This is a genomic window from Spirosoma agri, from assembly GCF_010747415.1.
In the GTDB taxonomy this organism is placed as follows: Bacteria; Bacteroidota; Bacteroidia; order Cytophagales; family Spirosomataceae; genus Spirosoma; species Spirosoma agri.
The window spans coordinates 1245957-1265873 of record NZ_JAAGNZ010000001.1 but is presented as its reverse complement, the minus strand read 5'-3'; the positions used below and the strand labels follow the sequence as shown (position 1 = coordinate 1265873).

Here is a 19917-nt window from a genome sequence, read left to right as displayed (position 1 = left end):
CAATCCCTTTTTTATGTAAACTACGCTGTCGTTACTTCATACTCACGCCTTCGCGCAGAATCTGTACCCAGCCCTTGAGCACTTGTGGAGCCGCATTTCGATCCAGCACCCCATACCGAACGCTCACCTGATAGTAATACAATCCACTAGGCAGGTCAGCGCCATCGCTCGCTTTACCGTCCCAGGCCAGTGTCGGGCTGGTTCCTTCATAAACCTTACTGCCGTACCGGTTGAAAACGATCAGCTGAACGCTTTCCACGAAGCGTGGACATTTCAAGGGCGCGAACACATCGTTCTTACCATCGCCGTTGGGCGTGAACACGTTCGGCAGCGCAAACGCCGGACAGGCATCATTACAAACTCGGTTCGAAGGCAAACTTTCGACGCCTGATCTACTTACCGCCGTCACATAATAACACCCCGCCACCGTCGTCAAATTCGTATGATCGAAAGTAGTCGTTGGTGCCGGAATGCTGGCTAATTCAGTGGGCGTATCCTGACTGTACCGACCGTAATACAGTTTATACCCTACTACGTTCGGGTCACAGGTTGGGCCAGCAGTCAGCGTCCATCGTAACTTGTTAGTGAAGCTTGTCTGACCACACAGGCTCTCACTGCTCAGGTTGGCGCAGTTCAGGCTATCGAGACCCAGTTGGGGCGCACAAGGCTTGGTCGTATCGGTCGGTGTTGCGCAGATAATCTGGCTGTAGTTGATGAGTACGCCCAATGTAGCCAGTTTCGGATCAGCATACTGCCCACGGGTCATTACCCGATAACAATAGCTGCTATCGGCCGAAAGTACCCGACTCGTATTACCATCGGCCACAATCGCATCATTACCCGTATCGGTAAACACATACGTTTGGGGCCCCTGCACCGTTACTTCGGCAATTTTATTGAAGGGCCCATTGGGACCGGATCGGCTCCGGTACACATCATGCACGCGGTTATCGTTGCTCCACGGCGTGTTCGCCTGCCAGCTCAGCGCAATCTGTCGCTGGGCGGGCGTAGCCGCCAATCGAACGCTGGAAGCCGGGTCCGTCACATCTAGTCGGGTCAGTTGACCGTTGGTACCGGTATAATAGAACTCGACCCGATACCGATACGCATTGGCCGTCGTATTCAACGCACTTACAGAGGTACCTCGGTCGATGTAAACCGTATCCGCCACACCTGCCTGTAACGTGGTGTTAATGGTCGCGATGTTCACGTAATCAGTACCCGCCAGGCCCGTAGCCCGCTGGAGTCGATACTGGTAGGGCGCACCCAGATCGCCGGGTTGAAGCCCGATTGGCCGGGTCCAGCGAACGGTGATCCGACCCCGCTGCGTATCGGTGCTGTCAACGGTAACCTGCGTCATAACGGGTGCTAATAACGGAAGTTCCAGACAGGCTTCAGTCGAAACAACGCTAAGGCCGCCGTTATTACCGATACCCGGATTGCGCGCTACAATTCGATACGAATAGCTAACACCCCGTCGGAGCGAACTCGTATCAACATAACTGGTTGCCGTGTAGGGAATGCTGGCAATTTGCTGATAGCCGAAGCTTGGGTCCAGCCCCGTCGTACAACTCTGGGATTGAATCGGTGTACAGCCTTCTTTGCGATAAATAATAAGCTTGGTCGTATCATTACCCGCACCCGTATTGGTAACTCGTCCGCAGCTATAAGCCGACCAGTTGAGCTGAATGGCCCGTCCGGCAACGGTAGCCGTTGGGCGGGCAGTCAGATTTTTGACGGATGGCGCATAGAGTCGAATCCGTAACGTGGCGAAGGAGACGAGCGAGGTCGTTCCTCGTCCGGGCACGTCATTAACTTTCAGGGTAATGTCATACGGTTCTTCTCGGGCCTGATTACAGTTCGTTTGCCAGGACAGGGTGGCCGTTGCGGGCTGAGCCTGCGACACACCACCATTGATCAGTCGGGCATATTCGGGTGGCACCAGCTGGCCAGCCGGTAAGGCCGATCCGTCACTGTTCACGTTGAAAGGACCTCCAAAAGCCGTGATGATTACCCGCTGTCCATCGGGATCGGTCGCCCGGATCGCCTGCTGGATCAGCGTACCGGCCTCCACGCAAATCTCAGCGCCTACAATCAGCGGCCGCTTGTTGGGCTGATCGACAACGATGATCTGCATATCGCGAGTGATTTCCCCGATCAGGACACCGTTACGCCATTCTTCAATGATAAAGGCAAAGTTGAACTGACCAGCCTGTCCAGGCGAATCCCAGCAGAGATCACCCGTCCGGGAGTCGATCGAAAACGTTGGTGATCCACTCCCATCTTCCCGCACCGTGCTAAAATTACTGGCCGGGTCCAGATAGGCCGGAATAAACCGGCTCCGGCAGCTGTTGGTAATTCCTTCCTGTGGTCTGCTGAGTCGGTAGGCCAAGCTATCGCCGTCGGCATCGAAAGCCGCCGGATTGTGACAGAATTTTTGCCCGACGCGGGCCGAGTCCAGTGGCGGATTGAGCATTACCGGGGTGGAGTTCACCTGAAGGGCCGCGTTGATCAGAATCGTAGTCGACACGTAAAACGTAAGCTGATCGGAGCTACCGGCTGGTGGCAGGTTGACCGTTCCTTTGTTCCGGTTCGGAATCTGAACGCCGATCGTGTAGGCACCCGGCCCCGGATAGGTATGGGTGGTGACGTAGGTGTTTACGGATGAGGTTCGCCCATTGATAAACCGGCGGCTGTTCCGTCTTACCTCCGCCTGCGTACCGTCCCCGAAACAGAATGTATAGGAGTTGGCATCGTCGGCGGCTGTTCGGCCCGTCACTTCGTCATAATACGTTGTCAGTGTTATTTCGTAAGTCAACGACGCCCCTGGAATTCGCCGGGTCGTAATTTCGCCGGCACGGACGTGTGTAGCCTGACTGACAGTTGGCCATAGAATGGCTCCTATCAAGAAGGAAACCAACCCAATTGTATAAACTAAACGCATAGAGTTATCGCATTTCACTTACAACGAATTCTGACCCTAAAAGTATATTTCCCATTGAGGTAGAAAACGTCTGTTTTTACTCCTCTGGCAAGATTTTATTCCTATTTCAGCAGGTTGTCACACTTTGTAAAAGCCCGGCTGGTTGACTAGTGTTCTCCAGAAAAACCGCAGAAATATACCCACTTGTTTGGTAAATGCGTGTTGATTGCCCAAATCAGCCCATGGAAGTCGTCGGTCACGAAGATTAACCGCGATTTTCCAGACATAGACAATGGGAATCATTACTACGTAGTGCAAAATAAGTACCAGATAAGCACCAATTCCGTACTGCTTCCGGACCCACAGCAACTGCGACACCTGTATTTGCGGCTTGAATCGGTTGATGTGCGTCACAATATGCTGCTGATTCGAGTCGCTGCTGCCGTATTCCAGATGGATAAAGCTGGCATCCTGGAGCAGCAGCATCCGTCCCTGTTTGCCTAACCGGTAGCCCCACTCCACATCTTCGCCATACATAAAAAAGCTCTCGTCCAGTCCGCCAACGCGGGCAATAGTCGCTGGTCTGGTCATTAGAAAAGCCCCGGAGAGCCATTCCGCTTGATTCTTATCCGTATACTGCGGATCGGGCATGATCCGTTGCAACCAGTTTTGAAAAAACGCACCAGCGGGTAAAATGTAAAAGGCCCGGCGCATCTGCCCAAACGTCGTATACAGATTGGGGCGAAGCTGTCCGTCGGCACCGCGTTGCAGCACGCTCACGGCCGCCACATCAGGCTGTTCGTCCAGTACGCGTACGCAGCGGGCCAGTACATTGTCAGTCAGCAGCGTATCCGAATTGAGTAGCAGTACGTTCCGTGACTTCGCCTGTTTGATACCATAATTGTTGGCTCTTGCGAAACCCGAATTATAACCCATGTCGAACCAGCGGACCGCCGGAAAAGCTGCCTGTACAATAGCCTGACTATCGTCTTCCGACTGGTTATCAACGACAATCACCTCAAATGCGATACCACTTGTATGGGTGCTAACCGATGCCAGACAGTCCAGAATAAGCTTCGGCGTTTTATAATTGACGATAATAATACTTAAATCGAGCAAGGCAGATTGAATTGAGGGGCCTAAAGATAGGCATTCGTAAAAACGGAATTGGGTAATCGACGCAATTCGTTACAAACAAATCACCTCGACTACCCAATTCCAGTCTATGCAGCCAACAGGCTTAATACAAAACCCAGGTATCCTTACCACCCCCGCCCTGTGAGGAGTTGACCACGAGCGAATCCTTCCGCAAAGCCACCCGCGTCAGTCCGCCGGGAATGACGTTCACGCCATCGCCGTAGAGAATATACGGACGCAGATCGACGTGACGTCCTTCGGCATGATCACCAACGAGACACGGCACGCGCGAGAGCGAGATGGTTGGCTGAGCGATGTAGTTGCGCGGGTTCTCCTGAATTTTCTGTCTGAATAGTTCATGGTCTTCGGGCGTCGCTTTAGGTCCGATAAGCATGCCGTAGCCACCGGCTTCGTTAGCCTCCTTCACGACCAGCTGCTCGATATTTTCCAGCACGTATTTGCAGTCTTCCTCCTCCCGGCAGATATAGGTCTTGACGTTCGGAATGATCGGCTCCTCGCCCAGATAGTACTGAATAATCCGGGGCACGTAGGCGTAAATCACCTTATCGTCGGCGACGCCCGTTCCGGGGGCATTGGCCAGGGCAACCCGCCCTTTCTTGTACACCTCAAAAATGCCGGGCACCCCGATCATCGAATCCGGATTGAATGCCTGCGGGTCGAGGAATGTATCATCGATGCGCCGGTAGATCACGTCAACGATCTGGAATCCTTTCGTTGTTCGCATCTTCACGTACCCACCCGACACGACCAGATCACGCGCTTCAACCAGTTCAACGCCCATCTGCTGAGCCAGATACGAATGCTCGAAATATGCAGAATTGTAGATACCCGGCGTTAGCACCACAACCGTTGGATTGGGTCGATCAGCAATGAACTCGAGCATCTGAAGCAATCGCATCGGGTAATCCGACACTGGCCGAACGCCCGTCTGGGTCAGTACTTCGGGGAAGGTCTGCTTGGACAGTTCGCGGTTTTCGAGCATATACGACACGCCCGACGGACAACGGAGGTTGTCTTCCAGCACCATGTACTGGCCATCTTCACCCCGGATAAGATCGGTGCCGGTGATGTGGCACCAGATACCTTTGGGCGGTTTGACGCCGAGGCAGGGTGGCAAAAACGATTTACTGGACTCGATAAGATCGCGGGGAACAACATCGTCGTTCAGAATTCGCTGTTCGTTGTAGACATCGTCGAGAAACATGTTCAACGCCTTGATACGCTGAATCAATCCCGCTTCGAGCCGATCCCATTCAGCCGATTCGATGACGCGCGGAATAATATCGATGGGCATGATCCGCTCCGTTCCTTCGCCTTCGGAGTAGACATTGAACGTAATCCCCATACTCATCAGCGAACGCTCAGCGGCATGTTGTCGGCCAATAATATCCTCACGAGTAAGCTGTTCAACGCGCTGCTGGAACGGCGCATAACCAGACCGCACTTCGGTCTGACCGTCAAACATTTCATCGAAGAAATTTTCGGTCTGGTAATCGGTAAAAGAAAAGTTGGACGTGAGCTGGCCCTGAGACTGCGTCATTCCATTGAGTGTTTGCGCCTGTGATTGTGCGGTGGATTTTCGTTTCATGGAACAATATATTGCCGTTTATTGAAATGACCAAATAGAAATCTGATACAGTTACTATTCTCAATAGACAACCTGAGAAAAGTCAAGAAAAGTTGATCGAAAGGAGATTGGGTGGCGGTCCTGTACAAACAGCCTGTCCAGTGGACTCTTCGCTACTAAGTGAATCTCCTTAAGGCCATTTTAATTCCAACCGCTCTTATTTCTTCGTATTGACGCGTTTTAACATTTTTTAAGCAATGTGCAACAGTATATATACTTAGGGCGTATGGGCATTTGACTTAGCGAGAGTATCGAACTCTGGTTAGTTGATTCATCCAATCAGTAAACAAACCAACAACAATTCCATGAAAACTTTGCTTGTTTTCAGTTGCGTGGCAGCCCTGGTGGTCAGCCTAAACGCCTGTAACCGTAATTCCGTCGACCCGACAAGTACCGATGCATCGGCCCGGTCGAGTTCCGTAACCAGCACAACGGCGGGAGGCCCCCACAGCATGACCGTGGTAGACGTATCGAGTCTGCCCGCTACGATTACGACGTACATCAGCACGAATTATGCGGGTGCCACGATCAAAGAAGCCGCTAAAGGGCCGAAGGGCAATTATGTAGTTGCCATCACGCAGAACAGCACCATTACACTATTGTCCTTTAAGGCAGATGGTACGTTCGACAAAGTGGTTGATGGTAAGGGCAAGCCGGCTCATGGTGATTCAGCGCATCACCCAAAACCAGCCCCCGGTGATTCAACCCACCACCCCAAGCCAGCCCCCGGCGATACGCTCCATAAGGGCAAACCGGGTCAGGGCCCGATGGCAACGGTAGTCGCCGTATCGAGCTTACCCGCTGCGATCACAACGTACATCAGCACGAATTATGCGGGTGCAACCATCGAGAAAGCCGCACAGGACAAGAAAAGCAGCGATTATATCGTCGCAATCAAAACGGCTGACAGCAAACGGATAGGCTTAATATTCGGTGCTGACGGTACATTCAAAAAAGCGGTCACTGGTAAGTAACAGACTTATAGTAACGTGGTTGGAAACCCGCGATTTTTAGCGAGCTATCGCGGGTTTCCAACCACGTTACTACAACAAGTACGATGGACTGAATGCGTACAAAAAAGGGGATCGGCATGAGTTGATCCCCTTTTTTGTTAAAATAAGCTAAATCCTTGCAACCAAATAAAGACATTTTATACCTTGTTGTCTACAAACAAACGAACAACAACGGGTATGAAAACAATCGTTACCAGTCTTCTTTTGCTGCTCATTAGCGGTGTATTGGCAACGGCTCAAACTGAAAAGGGGCGCTGGAATGTCGGCGTTAGCGTTGGTAATTTTTCGTACCAGGATAATAAAAACGCCGACACGAAAACATTTACCGGCAATTTATCCCCTTCAGTTGGCTACTTCGTTGCTAATAATCTGCTGATCGGAACGGGAGTACCACTTAGCCTGTCTACCTCTAAGCAGGGAAACAACCCTTACGTGTCTAAGTACGCAAGCACCTCTGTCGGCTTGTCGCCTTTCGTGCGCTATTTCTTCGGTGCTGCCAAACTGAAACCATACGTAGGTTTATCCTATAGCCACAGTTTTGTACGTAACACCTATAATTCGTCTGCTTTTAGCACCGATTTTTCGTCGGATGGCTATTCGATAGCACTGGTGCCAACCCTTGGGGTTGCTTATTTCATTAACCAAACCATTGCGATCTATGCCGGTTTAAATTATAACATTCTGTCATCTAAAATTGGTTATTTGTCTTTTGCAAACAACAATCCGACCGTCACCGATATAAAATCCGACTCCAGATCGGCGTCTCTCTCAATTGGCTTTCAGATCTTCTTCGGAAAGTAACTGGATTGTTCTCACGGGTCAGTGCAGTACTGACCCGTGAGAACAATCCAGTCATAAGCTTACGCCAAATCGTTCGCCGAGTTCTTCCAAGCTTTTTATGACCGGTTCGACTAGCGGAATCCCGTTTGCCAGTCGTTCGGCTTCCATATCCCGCTCCGGATCGCCGGGAATTAACACCCGTTTTCCGTCAACGGCTTTGGCCTGCCGGAATCGCTGTATCCAGGTGTCCATGTGCGTTTTAAACTCATCAGCGGGCCGGAACGCATCGATGCGCATGGCTCCGAAGAAGTGACCGGTCCCCTGTCCAACACCTTCATTGGCCTGCATAAAACCTGCCGTTGCAAAGGGTGGCACCCACGGGCCGTAATTAGCGCCGGACAAAACACCGGAGAAAATATCGACGATAGCGCCAAGGCCGTATCCTTTGTGACTGCCATGCTCCCGATCCGTACCCAATGGCAACAGCGCCCCCCCATTTCGGATGGCATTCGCGTCCGTCGTTGACTCCCCTTCCGCATTTTGTGCCCAGCCGTGGGGGATGTCCTGCCCTTTCCTCTGTAGAATTTCCAATTTACCGTACGCTACCGCCGTTGATGCGAAATCAGCCAGAAAGGTCGGTTCCGTTGCTGCCGGAATCGCTACCGCAATGGGGTTCGTTCCTAATAGTTTGTCCAGTGAAAACGTTGGAGCGACCAACGGAGCCGCGTGGGTCATGGCCTGCCCGATCATGTCGTGCTCAGCGGCCAGCAACGCATGATAGCCCGCAATACCGAAGTGGTTGGAATTACGAACGGCTACCCATCCCGTTCCGGCAATACGTGCCTTTTCGATAGCGACCTGCATCGCCCAAGGGCCAACAACCAGACCAAGTCCCCGATCCCCATCGACCACGGCCGTGGAGGGCGTTTCATGAACGATTCGAATATGCGGTTGCGGGTTGATACGGCCATTGTCGTAAAGCCGAACGTAACCCGGCAAACGAGCCACACCGTGTGAATCGACACCACGCAGGTCGGCGCTCACCAGCACATCGGTGGCTAAACGGGCATCAGCTTCCGAACAGCCAATGGCTATAAAGATTTGTTCAGTAAATGAACGGAGTTGGTTCGCTGTAATCATGGCCGCAAATTAACGAACACCGGGCGAATGGGTTAAACTTCATTAAAAAATCAGCCAATTGAGCTTGTTTTGCGTTATACCAGACAACGCCATTTTCGCACCCATGAACGCATATCGCACCCACCTGTCCTTTCTCGTACTTATTACTGGTCTATTTCTCAGTCATTTTTCGCTGGCGCAACCCACCGATACCCTCACGACCGAACAGCTCCTTCAGCGAAGAGGCACGGCTTATTCGGCGCTGATCCGCCCGTCGCGCTACCTGGCGCTGGACGTTAATCATACCCTCGGCGGTTTCCGGCGGTATCGTTTCTTTGAGGGCGACGAACTTCATTTCAAGGCACGGGGCGAAAAATTCAGGGAAGAACTGTACAGCGTTACCGACAGTACCTTCACCATTCTGATGGCCAACGAAGTCATGAACCGCGATGAACCCGTGACGTTTCGGCTGGACGAGGTTCAGAAAGTCATGCTACACCGCCGGATACCGTTCGTGACGGCTGCCGGTACGATTTTCCCGTTGGCAGGGGGCGTTTACCTGATTGCCGATCTGGTCAATAATGGCCAGTTGAATGCGAACGTTCTGCCGGTTACGGGGGCGTTTATCGTGAGTGGTGTTCTGTTTCACCTATTGAGCAATCCGCATATCAGCATTAATAAAAACCATCGGCTAAAGGTGTTACGTACGTATTGAGTTGGCGTAACGGGTTATGATGCTGTATCTTTGCCGGAATGAACGCCGTTAAACTGACTCCCCCCACTGGCCCCGTTCGGGCAACCATTCCGCTGGCTTCGTCGAAAAGCGAAAGTAACCGTGCTCTTATTATCGACGCACTGACCAATTTTCGCTGCGATCTGCAAAATCTATCGACCGCCCGCGATACGCAAACGATGATCCGTCTGCTTCAATCAGGCGACCCCGTTGCCGATGTGCTCGATGCCGGAACGACTATGCGGTTTCTGACGGCCTATTTTGCCGTGACGGGGCAACAAAAAACCATGACGGGTACGCCACGCATGTGTGAGCGACCCATCGGCATTCTGGTCGATGCCCTGCGAACGCTGGGTGCCGACATTACTTACCTGAAAAACGAAGGATATCCACCCTTACAACTCAATGGATTCTCACCTTCTGCCGAAGCGAATGTACGTATCCGGGGCGATGTAAGCAGTCAGTACATCTCGGCGCTTCTGATGATTGCGCCAACCTTGCCCAACGGTCTGACACTGGAATTGACCGGAGCCATCGGCTCACAGCCCTACATCGATATGACGTTGGAGCAGATGACGTATTTCGGTGCCGATGCTACTGCCGATTGGATCAATAAGGTGATCACAGTCAAGCCCAGTCCGTACACTCCAAAGCCCTACACGATTGAATCAGACTGGTCGGGAGCCAGTTACTGGTATAGCGTGGCAGCTCTGGCTCAGGACGAAACCAGCGAACTTGAACTACTCGGTCTGAAAGCGAAATCGCTACAGGGCGACAGCGCCATTGTCGATATCATGCGGCCACTGGGCGTTGAGAGTACCTTCACGGATACGGGTGTCCTGCTAACCAAACGCCCCACCGAAACGGCATTGGCTTGGGATTTTACCCATTGCCCCGACCTGGCCCAAACGGTTGCCGTTGCAGCCGCGATGAAAGGCGTTGTGCTGACATTGACCGGTATCGAAAGTCTCAAGATCAAAGAAACGGATCGCGTGGCCGCTCTTCAGGCGGAACTACAGAAAATCGGTGCAGAACTAGTCGAAATTGAACCCAATCATTTGTATGAGGTTCGGCAAGTGGCTACAACTAACCAATCCGCTGCCACCATCGAAACCTACGACGACCATCGGATGGCGATGGCGTTTGCGCCCGTATCGATGCGACAGGAAATCGTGATCGAAGAGCCGGGTGTTGTGGCGAAATCATACCCCAGCTTCTGGGACGATATGGCCCGGATTGTCGACGTACAGGCAATGCAGGCCGGTACGAACGTTGCCGGATAATGCCAGACCCAACCTAAGCGTTATAGTAACCAGACGATATGTCGTTATCGGTTCGTGACCGATACGATAAAACACCAAATCAATCATGACTCGCCGGGAGCAATTTGACCAGCAAGGCTACCTTATTGTTCGTGCCGTATTTACAGCCGAAGAAATTGCCGCCCTACGCCAGGCTGCCTACATGCATCGTGACCAGCAGCAGCAACGCGGGCTGGTTACGCAGGTAAAAAAGGCGGCTTCCGTCAAGGGCGATCTGCTCAGCAAAGACGGGCTGGGCTGGGTCATTTATGAACCACGGATCGTTACTATTGCGACCGAATTGCTCGGCGACACGCCCGTTTATTTTTCCGACAGCACGTACCAGATCGGAACTGGAACCCGTGGCTTCCACCGGGACAACATTGACCGCCACCAGTTTGGTCAGGGATCAGATTGGGAAGGGACTTATCCGCTCATCCGGTTCGGCATTTATTTACAGGATCACGACACCTATAGCGGTGGTATCCGGTTCAAGGCCGGTAGTCATCAGTCAGCCGACGGAGCTGACGTGTTTGCCGATACCCGCGCCGGCGACATCGTTGTCTGGAACATGCGCACGCTCCACAGCGGCAATGCCCGCCGGATGAAAGTATTTACGAATGTACCGTTGCATGTGGGTCTGGAAAATCGCCTGCCCGATTTCCTCTTTCGCGAACAGCAGGGCGAACGCGTATCGCTCTTCTTTAGCTATGGCCTGACCGGCAAGCATCTGGATCACTACCTGGATCAACACCTGCTAAAACGGGCCGACGTCCAGGAAAATGTCAGGCTTTCGACCTATACGCCCGCTGTCCTGGAAAAAGCGAAGCAAAATAAGATCGAGGTGCTGGACGTAAAAAAACTGCTGTAACTGGCTGCGTGGACCGTACGCTAAACAACTACGAGCAGGGAAACTTTGCGCTGTACCAGGCTGTTTTTAGTCTGTATATCAGTCAACTAAATATCTCTTGCCGACTAGTCGGCGCGTGTTTTATTCGATCTATTCAGGTTTCTATAGTTGTTTACGCTATAATTTGCTACGTTAAATAATTTCGGCCCCCGTTTTTGCGTTAAATAGATAATAACTCATCAACTTAGTGAGGTATAAAACAGGTCAACGTTCCGCCGTACAGACCAGTACATTTTGGAACTACCAAAGAACTTGCTCACTCTGAGCAAAACGATCCTTTACAAAGGGAAGGTTGAACATCAAGATTCGGTGACCACCCGGTCGTCGATCTTGAAATGGTGTGGATAGAAGCGGAAAGCCGCCCCGAATTTTCGGAGCGGCTTTTTTGTTTTTTACTTCGATCAGTCGAGAAACAGAATTAACTTGCTGAATAATTCTATTTCTAATGTAAATACTACAACCTGAACTGCTCACAAAAAAAACGTTCGTAATGACAGAAACACCAGCCGCCACTCGTTTTGTTGATGACCAGACTATTGCCTGGGAGTCGGTAGCCGAAGGAGTAAAGCGTAAAATTATGGCCTACGATGCCAACCTGATGATGGTGAAAGTCGCCTTCGAAACGGGTGGCGTCGGTACCCCGCATCAGCACATTCATACGCAGATGAGCTACGTTGAGAGTGGCGTTTTTGCCATCACGATTGCCGATGAAACGAGAACGCTACGGACAGGTGACGTTTTCCACGTTGCGTCGAACCTCAGACACGGGGCCGAATGTGTGGAAGCCGGTGTGCTGATCGATATTTTCAGTCCCATGCGCCAGGATTTTGTGTAATTAATTCACTTTTTTGATCGACGCCTGACCGCGTCTTCTGATTCTTCTCATTCATTTTTTACCAGTTAATCATGCAACGCCCTCTTTGTTGTTTGTTCGTATGCCTGTTGATCGTTTCGGCGGGCCTATCGGCACAAACCCCTGAATTACCTTACACAACGGTCAATCTTCAGACCCTGAATGATTTTAAGCCAGCTGGTAACAACTGGAAACTGGTTAGCGACGTTTTTTACGACCTTAACAAAAGTGGCGCAGGCAAAACAAAAAACGGCACGGGAATTCTGGTCAACGACTTCTCCGGCAAAAGTAAAGACCAGCTTTTCACCAAGATGGAACATGGCGACATTGAGCTGGAGCTGGATTTCATGATGGAAAAGGGGTCCAACTCGGGAATTTTCTTGCAGGGTCGCTACGAAATCCAACTGTTTGACAGCTGGGCCGTAAAAGATCCGAAATCATCGGACTGCGGATCCATTTATGAACGCTGGGACGAAAGCCGTCCCGAGGGGCGTAAAGGCTACGAAGGGCATCCCCCATCGCAAAATGTAAGCAAGGCACCGGGCTTGTGGCAGCACATGAAAATTGTGTTTCAGGCACCTCGTTTCAACGAGAAAGGCGAGAAAACCGCCAATGCCAAGTTCATAAAAGTGATCCAGAATGGGGTTACGATCCACGAAAACGTCGAAGTGACGGGGCCAACACGGGCCGCTGCGTTTCAGGATGAGAAACCAATGGGTCCACTGATGATTCAGGGCGATCATGGCCCCGTAGCCATTCAGAACATCAAGTACAAATCGTATGGTATTGAGCCAGTTACCTTAACCAAGCTTATGCTCAAGTCCTACGAAGGTAAGTTCCAGTCGGTAGACGATTTCAACGCACTTACGCCCAAACGGGAGATGCCTATCGAAATTCTGGCTCATCAGGCACCCGGTAGCCGGGATAAGTTCGGCGGTAAAATCACCGGCACAATTCACATTCCCCGCGCGGGTCAGTATTTGTTGAACCTGACACTACGCTTTATTCCGAACGAAACCCTGCCAACCAATCCCAACGGAGCGGGCGAACTGTCGATTGCCGGTAAGAAACTGTTAACGATCACGGGAAAAGACAACAATTTTGCCACGACGACCACCAGTCTGGAAGCCGGTGATTTTCCATTCGAGCTGGCTTATTACAAGAACTTCGGCTTCTGGTACGCTCGTAGTAATGACATTCTGTTGACGATCGAAGGACCGGGCGTTCAGTACACCCCGCTGAATCAGGTGATCCGCATCGAAGAGCCGGTCAGTGAAATCTCGTTGATCGCCAAGAACGAACCGATCATGCAGCGCGGCTTTATGAATCACCATGGCATTAAGCATACCCACACGATTTCGGTCGGTGAGCCCGATTTTACCAACTACACGGTCGATCTGCGCAAAGGCGAGTTTCTGCAAATCTGGCGGGGTGATTTTCTGGATGCGACGCCGATGTGGCACGGTCGGGGCGAAACGCAATTGTCCGTACCGATGGGTAGTGTGATCGAGTTACCGGGCAAACCATCGCTTACGTTTCTGGCCGATCAGAATGCAGTCTGGCCCGACTCCAACGCTACGTATACGAACCTGGGCTACGACGTTGATAAGGCCGGTCGTCCTATTTTCAAGTATACACTAGGTGGGGCCAGTGTTCGTGAATCGCTGGCGTCAACGGATGAAGGCCGTAAACTAACACATTCGTTTACCGTTACCCCCGGCTCGGAGACGAAAGAAATCTGGTGCCGCGTTGCCGAAGGGAAAGACATAAGCGTGTTGCCAAACGGACTGTATGCGATCAACGACAAGCAATATTTTATCGAGCTGCCAGCCGCGACAAAACCCGTTATCCGCAACACCGCGCAAAACACGAAGGAGATGTTGTTACCCGTAAAAGCGACGAATAATGCGGGTGCGGTGACCTATTCAATCGTCTGGTAAGGCTCAATTTTCTGAAAAACAGCATCATGACCATTTCTCATAAATCTATAAATCGTCTGGCATTGGCGGCCCTGCTCGCTTCCGGCCTGACTTGTTTTAATACCGTACCTACGCTGGCTCAGATCCAATCCAAAGACGGCAAACCGGTCAGTTCCAGCAGTAAGCAACCCGCGCCAGCCCCCAAAGGACTAGCCAAGCTGGAAGTCGATCCGGAGAAAGAGGACGATTTCTACAAACTCATTTCGTTGCCCGTACCGGAAGACATCATTCTGGAAGTGGGGGGTATGGTTACCCTGCCCGACGGTGGTTTGGCGGTCTGTACCCGACGGGGCGAAGTCTGGCTCGTATCGAATCCGTCCATCAGCGGCACAGAGAAGCCTACCTACAAACGATTTGCCTCGGGTCTGCATGAACCGCTGGGGCTTACGTACAAAGACGGCGATATTTACGTAACCCAACGCAGTGAAGTCACTCGTCTGCGCGATACCGACGGGGACCAGAAAGCGGACTCGTACGACAAAATTTACTCATGGCCCTTATCCGGCAATTACCACGAATATTCGTACGGACCCACGTTTTTGCCCAACGGCAACATGCTGGTTACGCTGAATGTAGGCTGGAGCAATAGTCTGGGACATGGCGTGAGCCTGGTCCCCTGGCGCGGCTGGACGCTGGAACTCACCCCCGATGGCAAAATGACCCCCTTTGCGGCTGGCATGCGCTCACCGGCTGGGTACGGCATGAACGCGGCCGGGGATTATTTCTATACCGAAAATCAGGGCGACTGGGTAGGTTCTGGTCGTATTTCGCAGGTGGAAAAAGGTGACTTTCTGGGTAATGCCGAGAGTCTTCGCTGGACAAGCCTGCCCGGTTCTCCCCTGACGATAAAGCCGCAGGATGTACCGAATACGGGCGAGCCACTTTACGACGTATCCAAGCGCTTTACAGCGCTGAAAGCACCCGCGGTCTGGTTACCGCACGGCATTCTGGGCATCTCGACATCAGGCTTGCTGACTGACAACACCGCCGGAAAATTTGGCCCCTTTGCCAACCAGATGTTCATCGGCGATCAGGGTCAGAGTATCCTCTCCCGCGTTGATCTTGAGAAGGTAAAAGGTAAATATCAGGGCGTTGTTTTTCCGTTTCGGGAAGGCTTTTCATCCGGTGTACTGCGCATGGTATGGGGGCACGACGCGTCGATGTTCGTGGGCATGACCAGCCGGGGCTGGTCCTCGACGGGAAAAGAATTATTCAGCCTGCAACGCCTTGTCTGGACGGGCAGAACGCCATTCGAAATGAAGACGATTCATGCCATGCCTGATGGATTCGAGATCGAATTTACCGCACCCGTTGATCAGGAACTGGCGGCTGATCCGGCATCGTATAAAGTAACGGGCTTCAATTACAAATACCACGCCACCTACGGTAGTCCGGTTATTAACCGGGGCGGTTGCCCGATTCGCGGCATCGTTGTATCGAAAGATGGCCTGAAAGCCCGCTTAGTCGTGGATAGCCTGCGACTGGGCTATATTCACGAAATTACGACGAATGGTGTTCGTTCGACAACGGGCCGGGCGTTGCTCCATAATGTTGGCTATTACACCCTGAACAACCTGCCGGACGGCGAGAAACTAGCCATTGCAGCCGCAGCGCCAAAACACGATCATTCGGAAATGGCCATGGCGTCAGCTTCTTCGACTCCGCCGGTCAGCACGAAATCAGGCAGCACAAAATTGACAGGTGCGAAAGGTAAAGTAACGGCCAAACCGACTGCTGCCAAACCAGCCACGGCCAGTGTGGCCAAACGAGTAACGGAAATGCCCGCATCATGGGGTGAACCCGATTATACGATCACACTGGGCACGAAACCGGGGCTTAAATTCGCGCCGGAGCAGTTCCAGGTGAAAGCAGGCAGTAAGGTACGCGTTGTGTTCAACAACGAAGACGACATGCTTCATAACTTCGTCGTCGTAACGCCTGGCTCAGCTATTCAGGTTGGTGAACTGGCGATGAAACTTGGGCTGGAAGGGCAGGAAAAAAATTACATTCCGCAGACCGAAAAGGTGCTGCACCATACGAATCTGCTTCAGCCCAATACGAACGAGACAATCTATTTCACCGCTCCCGAAAAGCCCGGCGATTATACGTACGAGTGCTCGGTGCCGGGCCACTTCTACGTGATGCAGGGTATTATGAAAGTTGTCAAATAAGGGCAAACCGGGCTGGACCACGAATTCATTTCCGTCGTAGGCTCACTCGTTAACCCGATACAGGTGTGGTGTCAGTTTCGCAGAGATTGGCACCACATCTGTTTTCAACACACCCGTCCGTTGATTTTACCCCTACCTCTTTTTGGAATGAAACTACTATCGATTGTCTCCTTATTACTGGTGTTGATTCTAGGCAAAGGAACCACTCAAGGCCAAAACCTTTCCGAAGCGATCCGGCTTAACCAACTAGGCTATTACCCGAAGGCAGCCAAACTTGCGGTAGTTGTCGGTAATGCCGGGGACTCGTTTCAACTGATGACGCCGGATCGCAAGAAAGCGCTCTTCACCGGTACGTTAAGCCAGCCCCGCCAAAATGCCATCTCCCGTAAAATGACGCGTATCGCCGATTTTTCGGCCTTCGGCAAAACCGGAACATTCGTCGTCGTCATTCCCGGACTGGGCCACTCCTACCCGTTCGACATTCGCCCTGATGTGCACAAGAACCTGGCGATAGGTGCCTTGAAAGGGTTTTATTATCAGCGGGCCTCGACTGATCTGCCCGAAAAATTTGCGGGGAAATGGGCCAGACCAGCGGGCCATCCGGATACACATGTACTCGTCCATCCATCGGCGGCTTCGGCCAATCGGCCAGCGGGCACCGTTATTTCGTCGCCTGGCGGCTGGTATGATGCGGGTGATTACAACAAGTACATCGTCAATTCGGGTATTACAATGGGCACGCTTCTGTCGCTTTATGAGGATTTTCCGGCTTATTCAAAATCAATAACCACTAACATTCCCGAAAGCGGCAACAGACTTCCGGACCTGCTCGATGAGGTACTCTGGAATTTACGGTGGATGTTGACCATGCAGGACCCGGCCGACGGTGGCGTTTATCACAAACTGACCAACCCGAAATTCGACGGTATGGTCATGCCCGATAAAACCGGTTCATCGGATCCACTGAAGGGTCGGTATGTTGTGCAGAAAGGCATAACGGCTACACTCGATTTTGCGGCTGTCATGGCACAGGCTGCGCGCGTTTACCGAGCGTATGACCGCGAATTACCCGGTCTGGCCGACTCCTGTGTCGCAGCCGCAACGAAAGCCTGGACCTGGGCAAAAGCGAATCCAACGGTTGCCTATAACCAGACCGCCATGAACGCGGCCTTCGATCCGGATGTAGTGACGGGCGGCTACGAGGATCGTAATGCCAGCGATGAATGGATCTGGGCGGCTACGGAGTTATACGTCACTACCAGGGATGATGCTTATTACAAAGCCATCAATCTATTTCCCGACCCGAAAACGCCCTTACCATCGTGGCCGCAGGTACGTACGCTGGCTTATTACACGCTGGCCCGCTTTGGCAAGAACCTGACTGCCGTTGGGAAGAAAGATGTTCAAACAATACAACAACGGCTAACGGCAATGGCCGACTCGCTGATCATGGGTGCTGATACCCAAGCGTTCCAGACGGTAATGGGCAAGTCGGCCAGCGATTTCATCTGGGGTAGTAGCGCCGAGGCAGCTAATCAGGGCATCGCCCTTCTCCAGGCTTACCGCCTGACCACTTCACCCAACCGGAGCAAGTACCTGCATTACGCGCTTGGCAACCTGGATTATTTACTGGGTCGTAATGCCGTTGGGTATTCTTTCGTGACGGGCTTTGGCGACAAAACGCCCATGCATCCGCATCACCGCCCGTCCGTCGCCGATGGCATCAACGAACCTGTACCGGGCTTGTTATCAGGCGGTACCAATGCGAATGCAGCCCGTCAGGACAAATGCGCGGGTTATACTGCTACCGTAGCCGATGAAGTATATGTTGACGCGGATTGTTCGTACGCTTCCAACGAGATTGCCATCAACTGGAATGCACCGCTTGTCTATCTGGCATTCGCCTTGGAAGCCTTGCAGAACGAACAAAAGACAACGAGATCGGCAAACAACTAAGGCAATTAGATGCGCGTCAGACCGGTTTATTCAGCGCATTGATGAATATACTGAGCTCAGGCACATCCAGGACGAAATCGACTGGAACGCGGGCAATGGCCTGTTGGGGCATGAACGCAGACTGCGCCCCGGCAGGCTCCTGGGCCACCGCAATACCACCCGCTTTTTTGACCGCCAGCAGGCCATTCGTGCCATCGGCATTGGCGCCAGACAGCACAATACCAACCAGCGCATCACCGTACACATCGGCAGCCGACTCAAACGTAACATCGAGCGAAGGGCGGCTGTAGTTCACTTTTTCGGAGTCATCCAGCGAAAACGTCAGATCCCGTTCGATCAACAGGTGATAATTGGCCGGAGCCAGGTAGATAGTGCCGGGTTTAACTACGTCTTTATCCTCTACTTCCTTAACCCGAATGGTTGTTCTGCTGGCAAGCAGTTCCTCCAGCGTCGAATCAATGGAGTTCTTACGGTGAAGAACGATAATTATGGTAAATGACGGCGTCGGTTCCAGAGCGGGTAACAGCTTCAATACGACATCAAGCCCACCGGCCGATCCGCCAATGACAATTGCCTTCGTTAGCCTACTTTCCGCCATATCTTTTCCTTATCCAACTGCTTAAACGTAGATTTCAAGAGCGAAAATTTCAATGTCTCTTTCGAGCCAAGTGCCAGGTAACCGAGCTGTCCCAAGCTTTCATCGAATAGATTCAACACCCGATCTTGCAACGGTTTATCGAAATAGATCAGTACGTTCCGGCACAGGATAAGATCAAACTCATTGAATGATCGGTCCGACACTAAATTATGGATCGAAAAAATCATTTTTTCCGATAACGACTCGCTAAATTTTACCTGTCCATACTGCGCCGTATAGTGGGCCGAAAAATCATGTACACCACCCGATTCGATATAGTTTTCGGAGTATTGTTTCATCTGTGCCAGCGGAAAAATTCCTTTGCGGGCTTTGTCGAGTGCCGCCGGATTTAAATCGGTCGCGTACAGCAATGATTTGTGGAGAAGCCGGGCTTCTTTTAGCAGAACGGCCATTGAATAAACCTCTTCACCCGTCGAACATCCGGCGTGCCATATCCGAATGAACGGTTTGGCCGCCAGTGACGGTAATACGTCCGTTCGGAGGCATTTGTAGAACAGCGGATCACGGAACATTTCCGTAACGGTAACGGTAATTTCCTCCACAAACCGTTTCAGATAATCAGCATCATCCCTTATGCGATCCCTGAACTCCGCAAATCCCGCAAACTTATCCAGCAAACAAAGACGAATTAATCGTCTTTTTAGTGACGCTCTGGAATAATTCGTAAAGTCATATCCGTATAATTCGTACAGATCATTCAATATTATATCGACTTGAGCTTCCTCTATCATTGGGG

At 51.9% G+C, this 19917-nt stretch carries 15 protein-coding genes; 9 read left to right on the top strand and 6 right to left on the bottom strand.

Translation table 11 applies throughout. The features are described 5' to 3' along the window. Positions 1 to 31: 31 nt before the first annotated feature. The 3 genes from GK091_RS05225 to GK091_RS05215 form a co-directional block, all read right to left on the bottom strand. Positions 32 to 2944 (bottom strand): T9SS type B sorting domain-containing protein, encoded by a 2913-nt coding sequence (locus GK091_RS05225; RefSeq protein WP_164035548.1) that lies wholly within the window; start codon positions 2942 to 2944, stop codon positions 32 to 34. A gap of 117 nt (positions 2945 to 3061) precedes the next feature. After that, the gene (locus GK091_RS05220; protein WP_164035547.1) at positions 3062 to 4042 is read right to left on the bottom strand and encodes a glycosyltransferase family 2 protein; all 981 of its coding nucleotides are present in this window, start codon (positions 4040 to 4042) and stop codon (positions 3062 to 3064) included. A 121-nt stretch (positions 4043 to 4163) separates the two neighbouring features. Further along, positions 4164 to 5669: a circularly permuted type 2 ATP-grasp protein gene (locus tag GK091_RS05215; RefSeq protein WP_164035546.1), complete on the bottom strand. Its 1506-nt coding sequence runs from the start codon at positions 5667 to 5669 to the stop codon at positions 4164 to 4166. A 344-nt stretch (positions 5670 to 6013) separates the two neighbouring features. On the opposite strand from GK091_RS05215, the gene GK091_RS05210 reads away from it, so the two are divergent. Continuing rightward, complete coding sequence (locus tag GK091_RS05210) at positions 6014 to 6682, top strand: PepSY-like domain-containing protein (protein WP_164035545.1); 669 nt, start codon at positions 6014 to 6016, stop codon at positions 6680 to 6682. Positions 6683 to 6898: 216 nt separating this feature from the next. Continuing rightward, positions 6899 to 7522 (top strand): outer membrane beta-barrel protein, encoded by a 624-nt coding sequence (locus GK091_RS05205; RefSeq protein ID WP_164035544.1) that lies wholly within the window; start codon positions 6899 to 6901, stop codon positions 7520 to 7522. Between the two features lie 51 nt (positions 7523 to 7573). On the opposite strand, the gene GK091_RS05200 is transcribed toward GK091_RS05205, so the two are convergent. After that, entirely contained in the window at positions 7574 to 8641 is a 1068-nt protein-coding gene (locus tag GK091_RS05200) for an Ldh family oxidoreductase (protein ID WP_164035543.1), read from the bottom strand. Between the two features lie 103 nt (positions 8642 to 8744). On the opposite strand from GK091_RS05200, the gene GK091_RS05195 reads away from it, so the two are divergent. The 7 genes from GK091_RS05195 (at position 8745) to GK091_RS05165 (ending at position 18523) form a co-directional block, all read left to right on the top strand. Then, entirely contained in the window at positions 8745 to 9335 is a 591-nt protein-coding gene (locus GK091_RS05195; RefSeq protein WP_164035542.1) for a hypothetical protein, read from the top strand. A gap of 38 nt (positions 9336 to 9373) precedes the next feature. Next, a complete protein-coding gene (locus GK091_RS05190; RefSeq protein ID WP_164035541.1) occupies positions 9374 to 10636 on the top strand; it encodes a 3-phosphoshikimate 1-carboxyvinyltransferase in 1263 nt (420 codons plus the stop codon). 85 nt (positions 10637 to 10721) lie between these two features. Continuing rightward, complete coding sequence (locus GK091_RS05185) at positions 10722 to 11525, top strand: phytanoyl-CoA dioxygenase family protein (RefSeq protein ID WP_164035540.1); 804 nt, start codon at positions 10722 to 10724, stop codon at positions 11523 to 11525. 529 nt (positions 11526 to 12054) lie between these two features. Beyond that, positions 12055 to 12399: a cupin domain-containing protein gene (locus GK091_RS05180; protein ID WP_164035539.1), complete on the top strand. Its 345-nt coding sequence runs from the start codon at positions 12055 to 12057 to the stop codon at positions 12397 to 12399. Between the two features lie 71 nt (positions 12400 to 12470). Further along, positions 12471 to 14357, top strand: coding sequence for a 3-keto-disaccharide hydrolase (locus tag GK091_RS05175; protein ID WP_164035538.1), 1887 nt, complete (start codon positions 12471 to 12473; stop codon positions 14355 to 14357). 26 nt (positions 14358 to 14383) lie between these two features. After that, positions 14384 to 16567, top strand: coding sequence for a plastocyanin/azurin family copper-binding protein (locus GK091_RS05170; protein WP_164035537.1), 2184 nt, complete (start codon positions 14384 to 14386; stop codon positions 16565 to 16567). Between the two features lie 147 nt (positions 16568 to 16714). Further along, a complete protein-coding gene (locus GK091_RS05165) occupies positions 16715 to 18523 on the top strand; it encodes a glycoside hydrolase family 9 protein (protein WP_164035536.1) in 1809 nt (602 codons plus the stop codon). Between the two features lie 16 nt (positions 18524 to 18539). Here GK091_RS05165 and GK091_RS05160 read toward each other — a convergent pair whose 3' ends face one another. Together GK091_RS05160 and GK091_RS05155 are read right to left on the bottom strand one after the other, a co-directional pair. Then, positions 18540 to 19121, bottom strand: a complete 582-nt coding sequence (locus tag GK091_RS05160) for a chemotaxis protein CheB (protein ID WP_164035535.1) — start codon at positions 19119 to 19121, stop codon at positions 18540 to 18542. Further along, positions 19103 to 19912 (bottom strand): CheR family methyltransferase, encoded by an 810-nt coding sequence (locus GK091_RS05155; protein ID WP_164035534.1) that lies wholly within the window; start codon positions 19910 to 19912, stop codon positions 19103 to 19105. The genes GK091_RS05160 and GK091_RS05155 overlap by 19 nt, the downstream gene beginning before the upstream one ends. Positions 19913 to 19917 lie beyond the last annotated feature (5 nt).

Bases quoted from the DNA above. Each gene is read 5' to 3' on its own strand.
- GK091_RS05195 (WP_164035542.1), top strand. From the start codon at position 8,745: ATGAACGCATATCGCACCCACCTGTCCTTTCTCGTACTTATTACTGGT.
- GK091_RS05185 (WP_164035540.1), top strand. From the start codon at position 10,722: ATGACTCGCCGGGAGCAATTTGACCAGCAAGGCTACCTTATTGTTCGT.
- GK091_RS05210 (WP_164035545.1), top strand. From the start codon at position 6,014: ATGAAAACTTTGCTTGTTTTCAGTTGCGTGGCAGCCCTGGTGGTCAGC.
- GK091_RS05165 (WP_164035536.1), top strand. From the start codon at position 16,715: ATGAAACTACTATCGATTGTCTCCTTATTACTGGTGTTGATTCTAGGC.
- GK091_RS05200 (WP_164035543.1), bottom strand. From the start codon at position 8,641: ATGATTACAGCGAACCAACTCCGTTCATTTACTGAACAAATCTTTATA.
- GK091_RS05155 (WP_164035534.1), bottom strand. From the start codon at position 19,912: ATGATAGAGGAAGCTCAAGTCGATATAATATTGAATGATCTGTACGAA.
- GK091_RS05180 (WP_164035539.1), top strand. From the start codon at position 12,055: ATGACAGAAACACCAGCCGCCACTCGTTTTGTTGATGACCAGACTATT.
- GK091_RS05225 (WP_164035548.1), bottom strand. From the start codon at position 2,944: ATGCGTTTAGTTTATACAATTGGGTTGGTTTCCTTCTTGATAGGAGCC.
- GK091_RS05175 (WP_164035538.1), top strand. From the start codon at position 12,471: ATGCAACGCCCTCTTTGTTGTTTGTTCGTATGCCTGTTGATCGTTTCG.
- GK091_RS05205 (WP_164035544.1), top strand. From the start codon at position 6,899: ATGAAAACAATCGTTACCAGTCTTCTTTTGCTGCTCATTAGCGGTGTA.
- GK091_RS05160 (WP_164035535.1), bottom strand. From the start codon at position 19,121: ATGGCGGAAAGTAGGCTAACGAAGGCAATTGTCATTGGCGGATCGGCC.
- GK091_RS05215 (WP_164035546.1), bottom strand. From the start codon at position 5,669: ATGAAACGAAAATCCACCGCACAATCACAGGCGCAAACACTCAATGGA.
- GK091_RS05170 (WP_164035537.1), top strand. From the start codon at position 14,384: ATGACCATTTCTCATAAATCTATAAATCGTCTGGCATTGGCGGCCCTG.
- GK091_RS05190 (WP_164035541.1), top strand. From the start codon at position 9,374: ATGAACGCCGTTAAACTGACTCCCCCCACTGGCCCCGTTCGGGCAACC.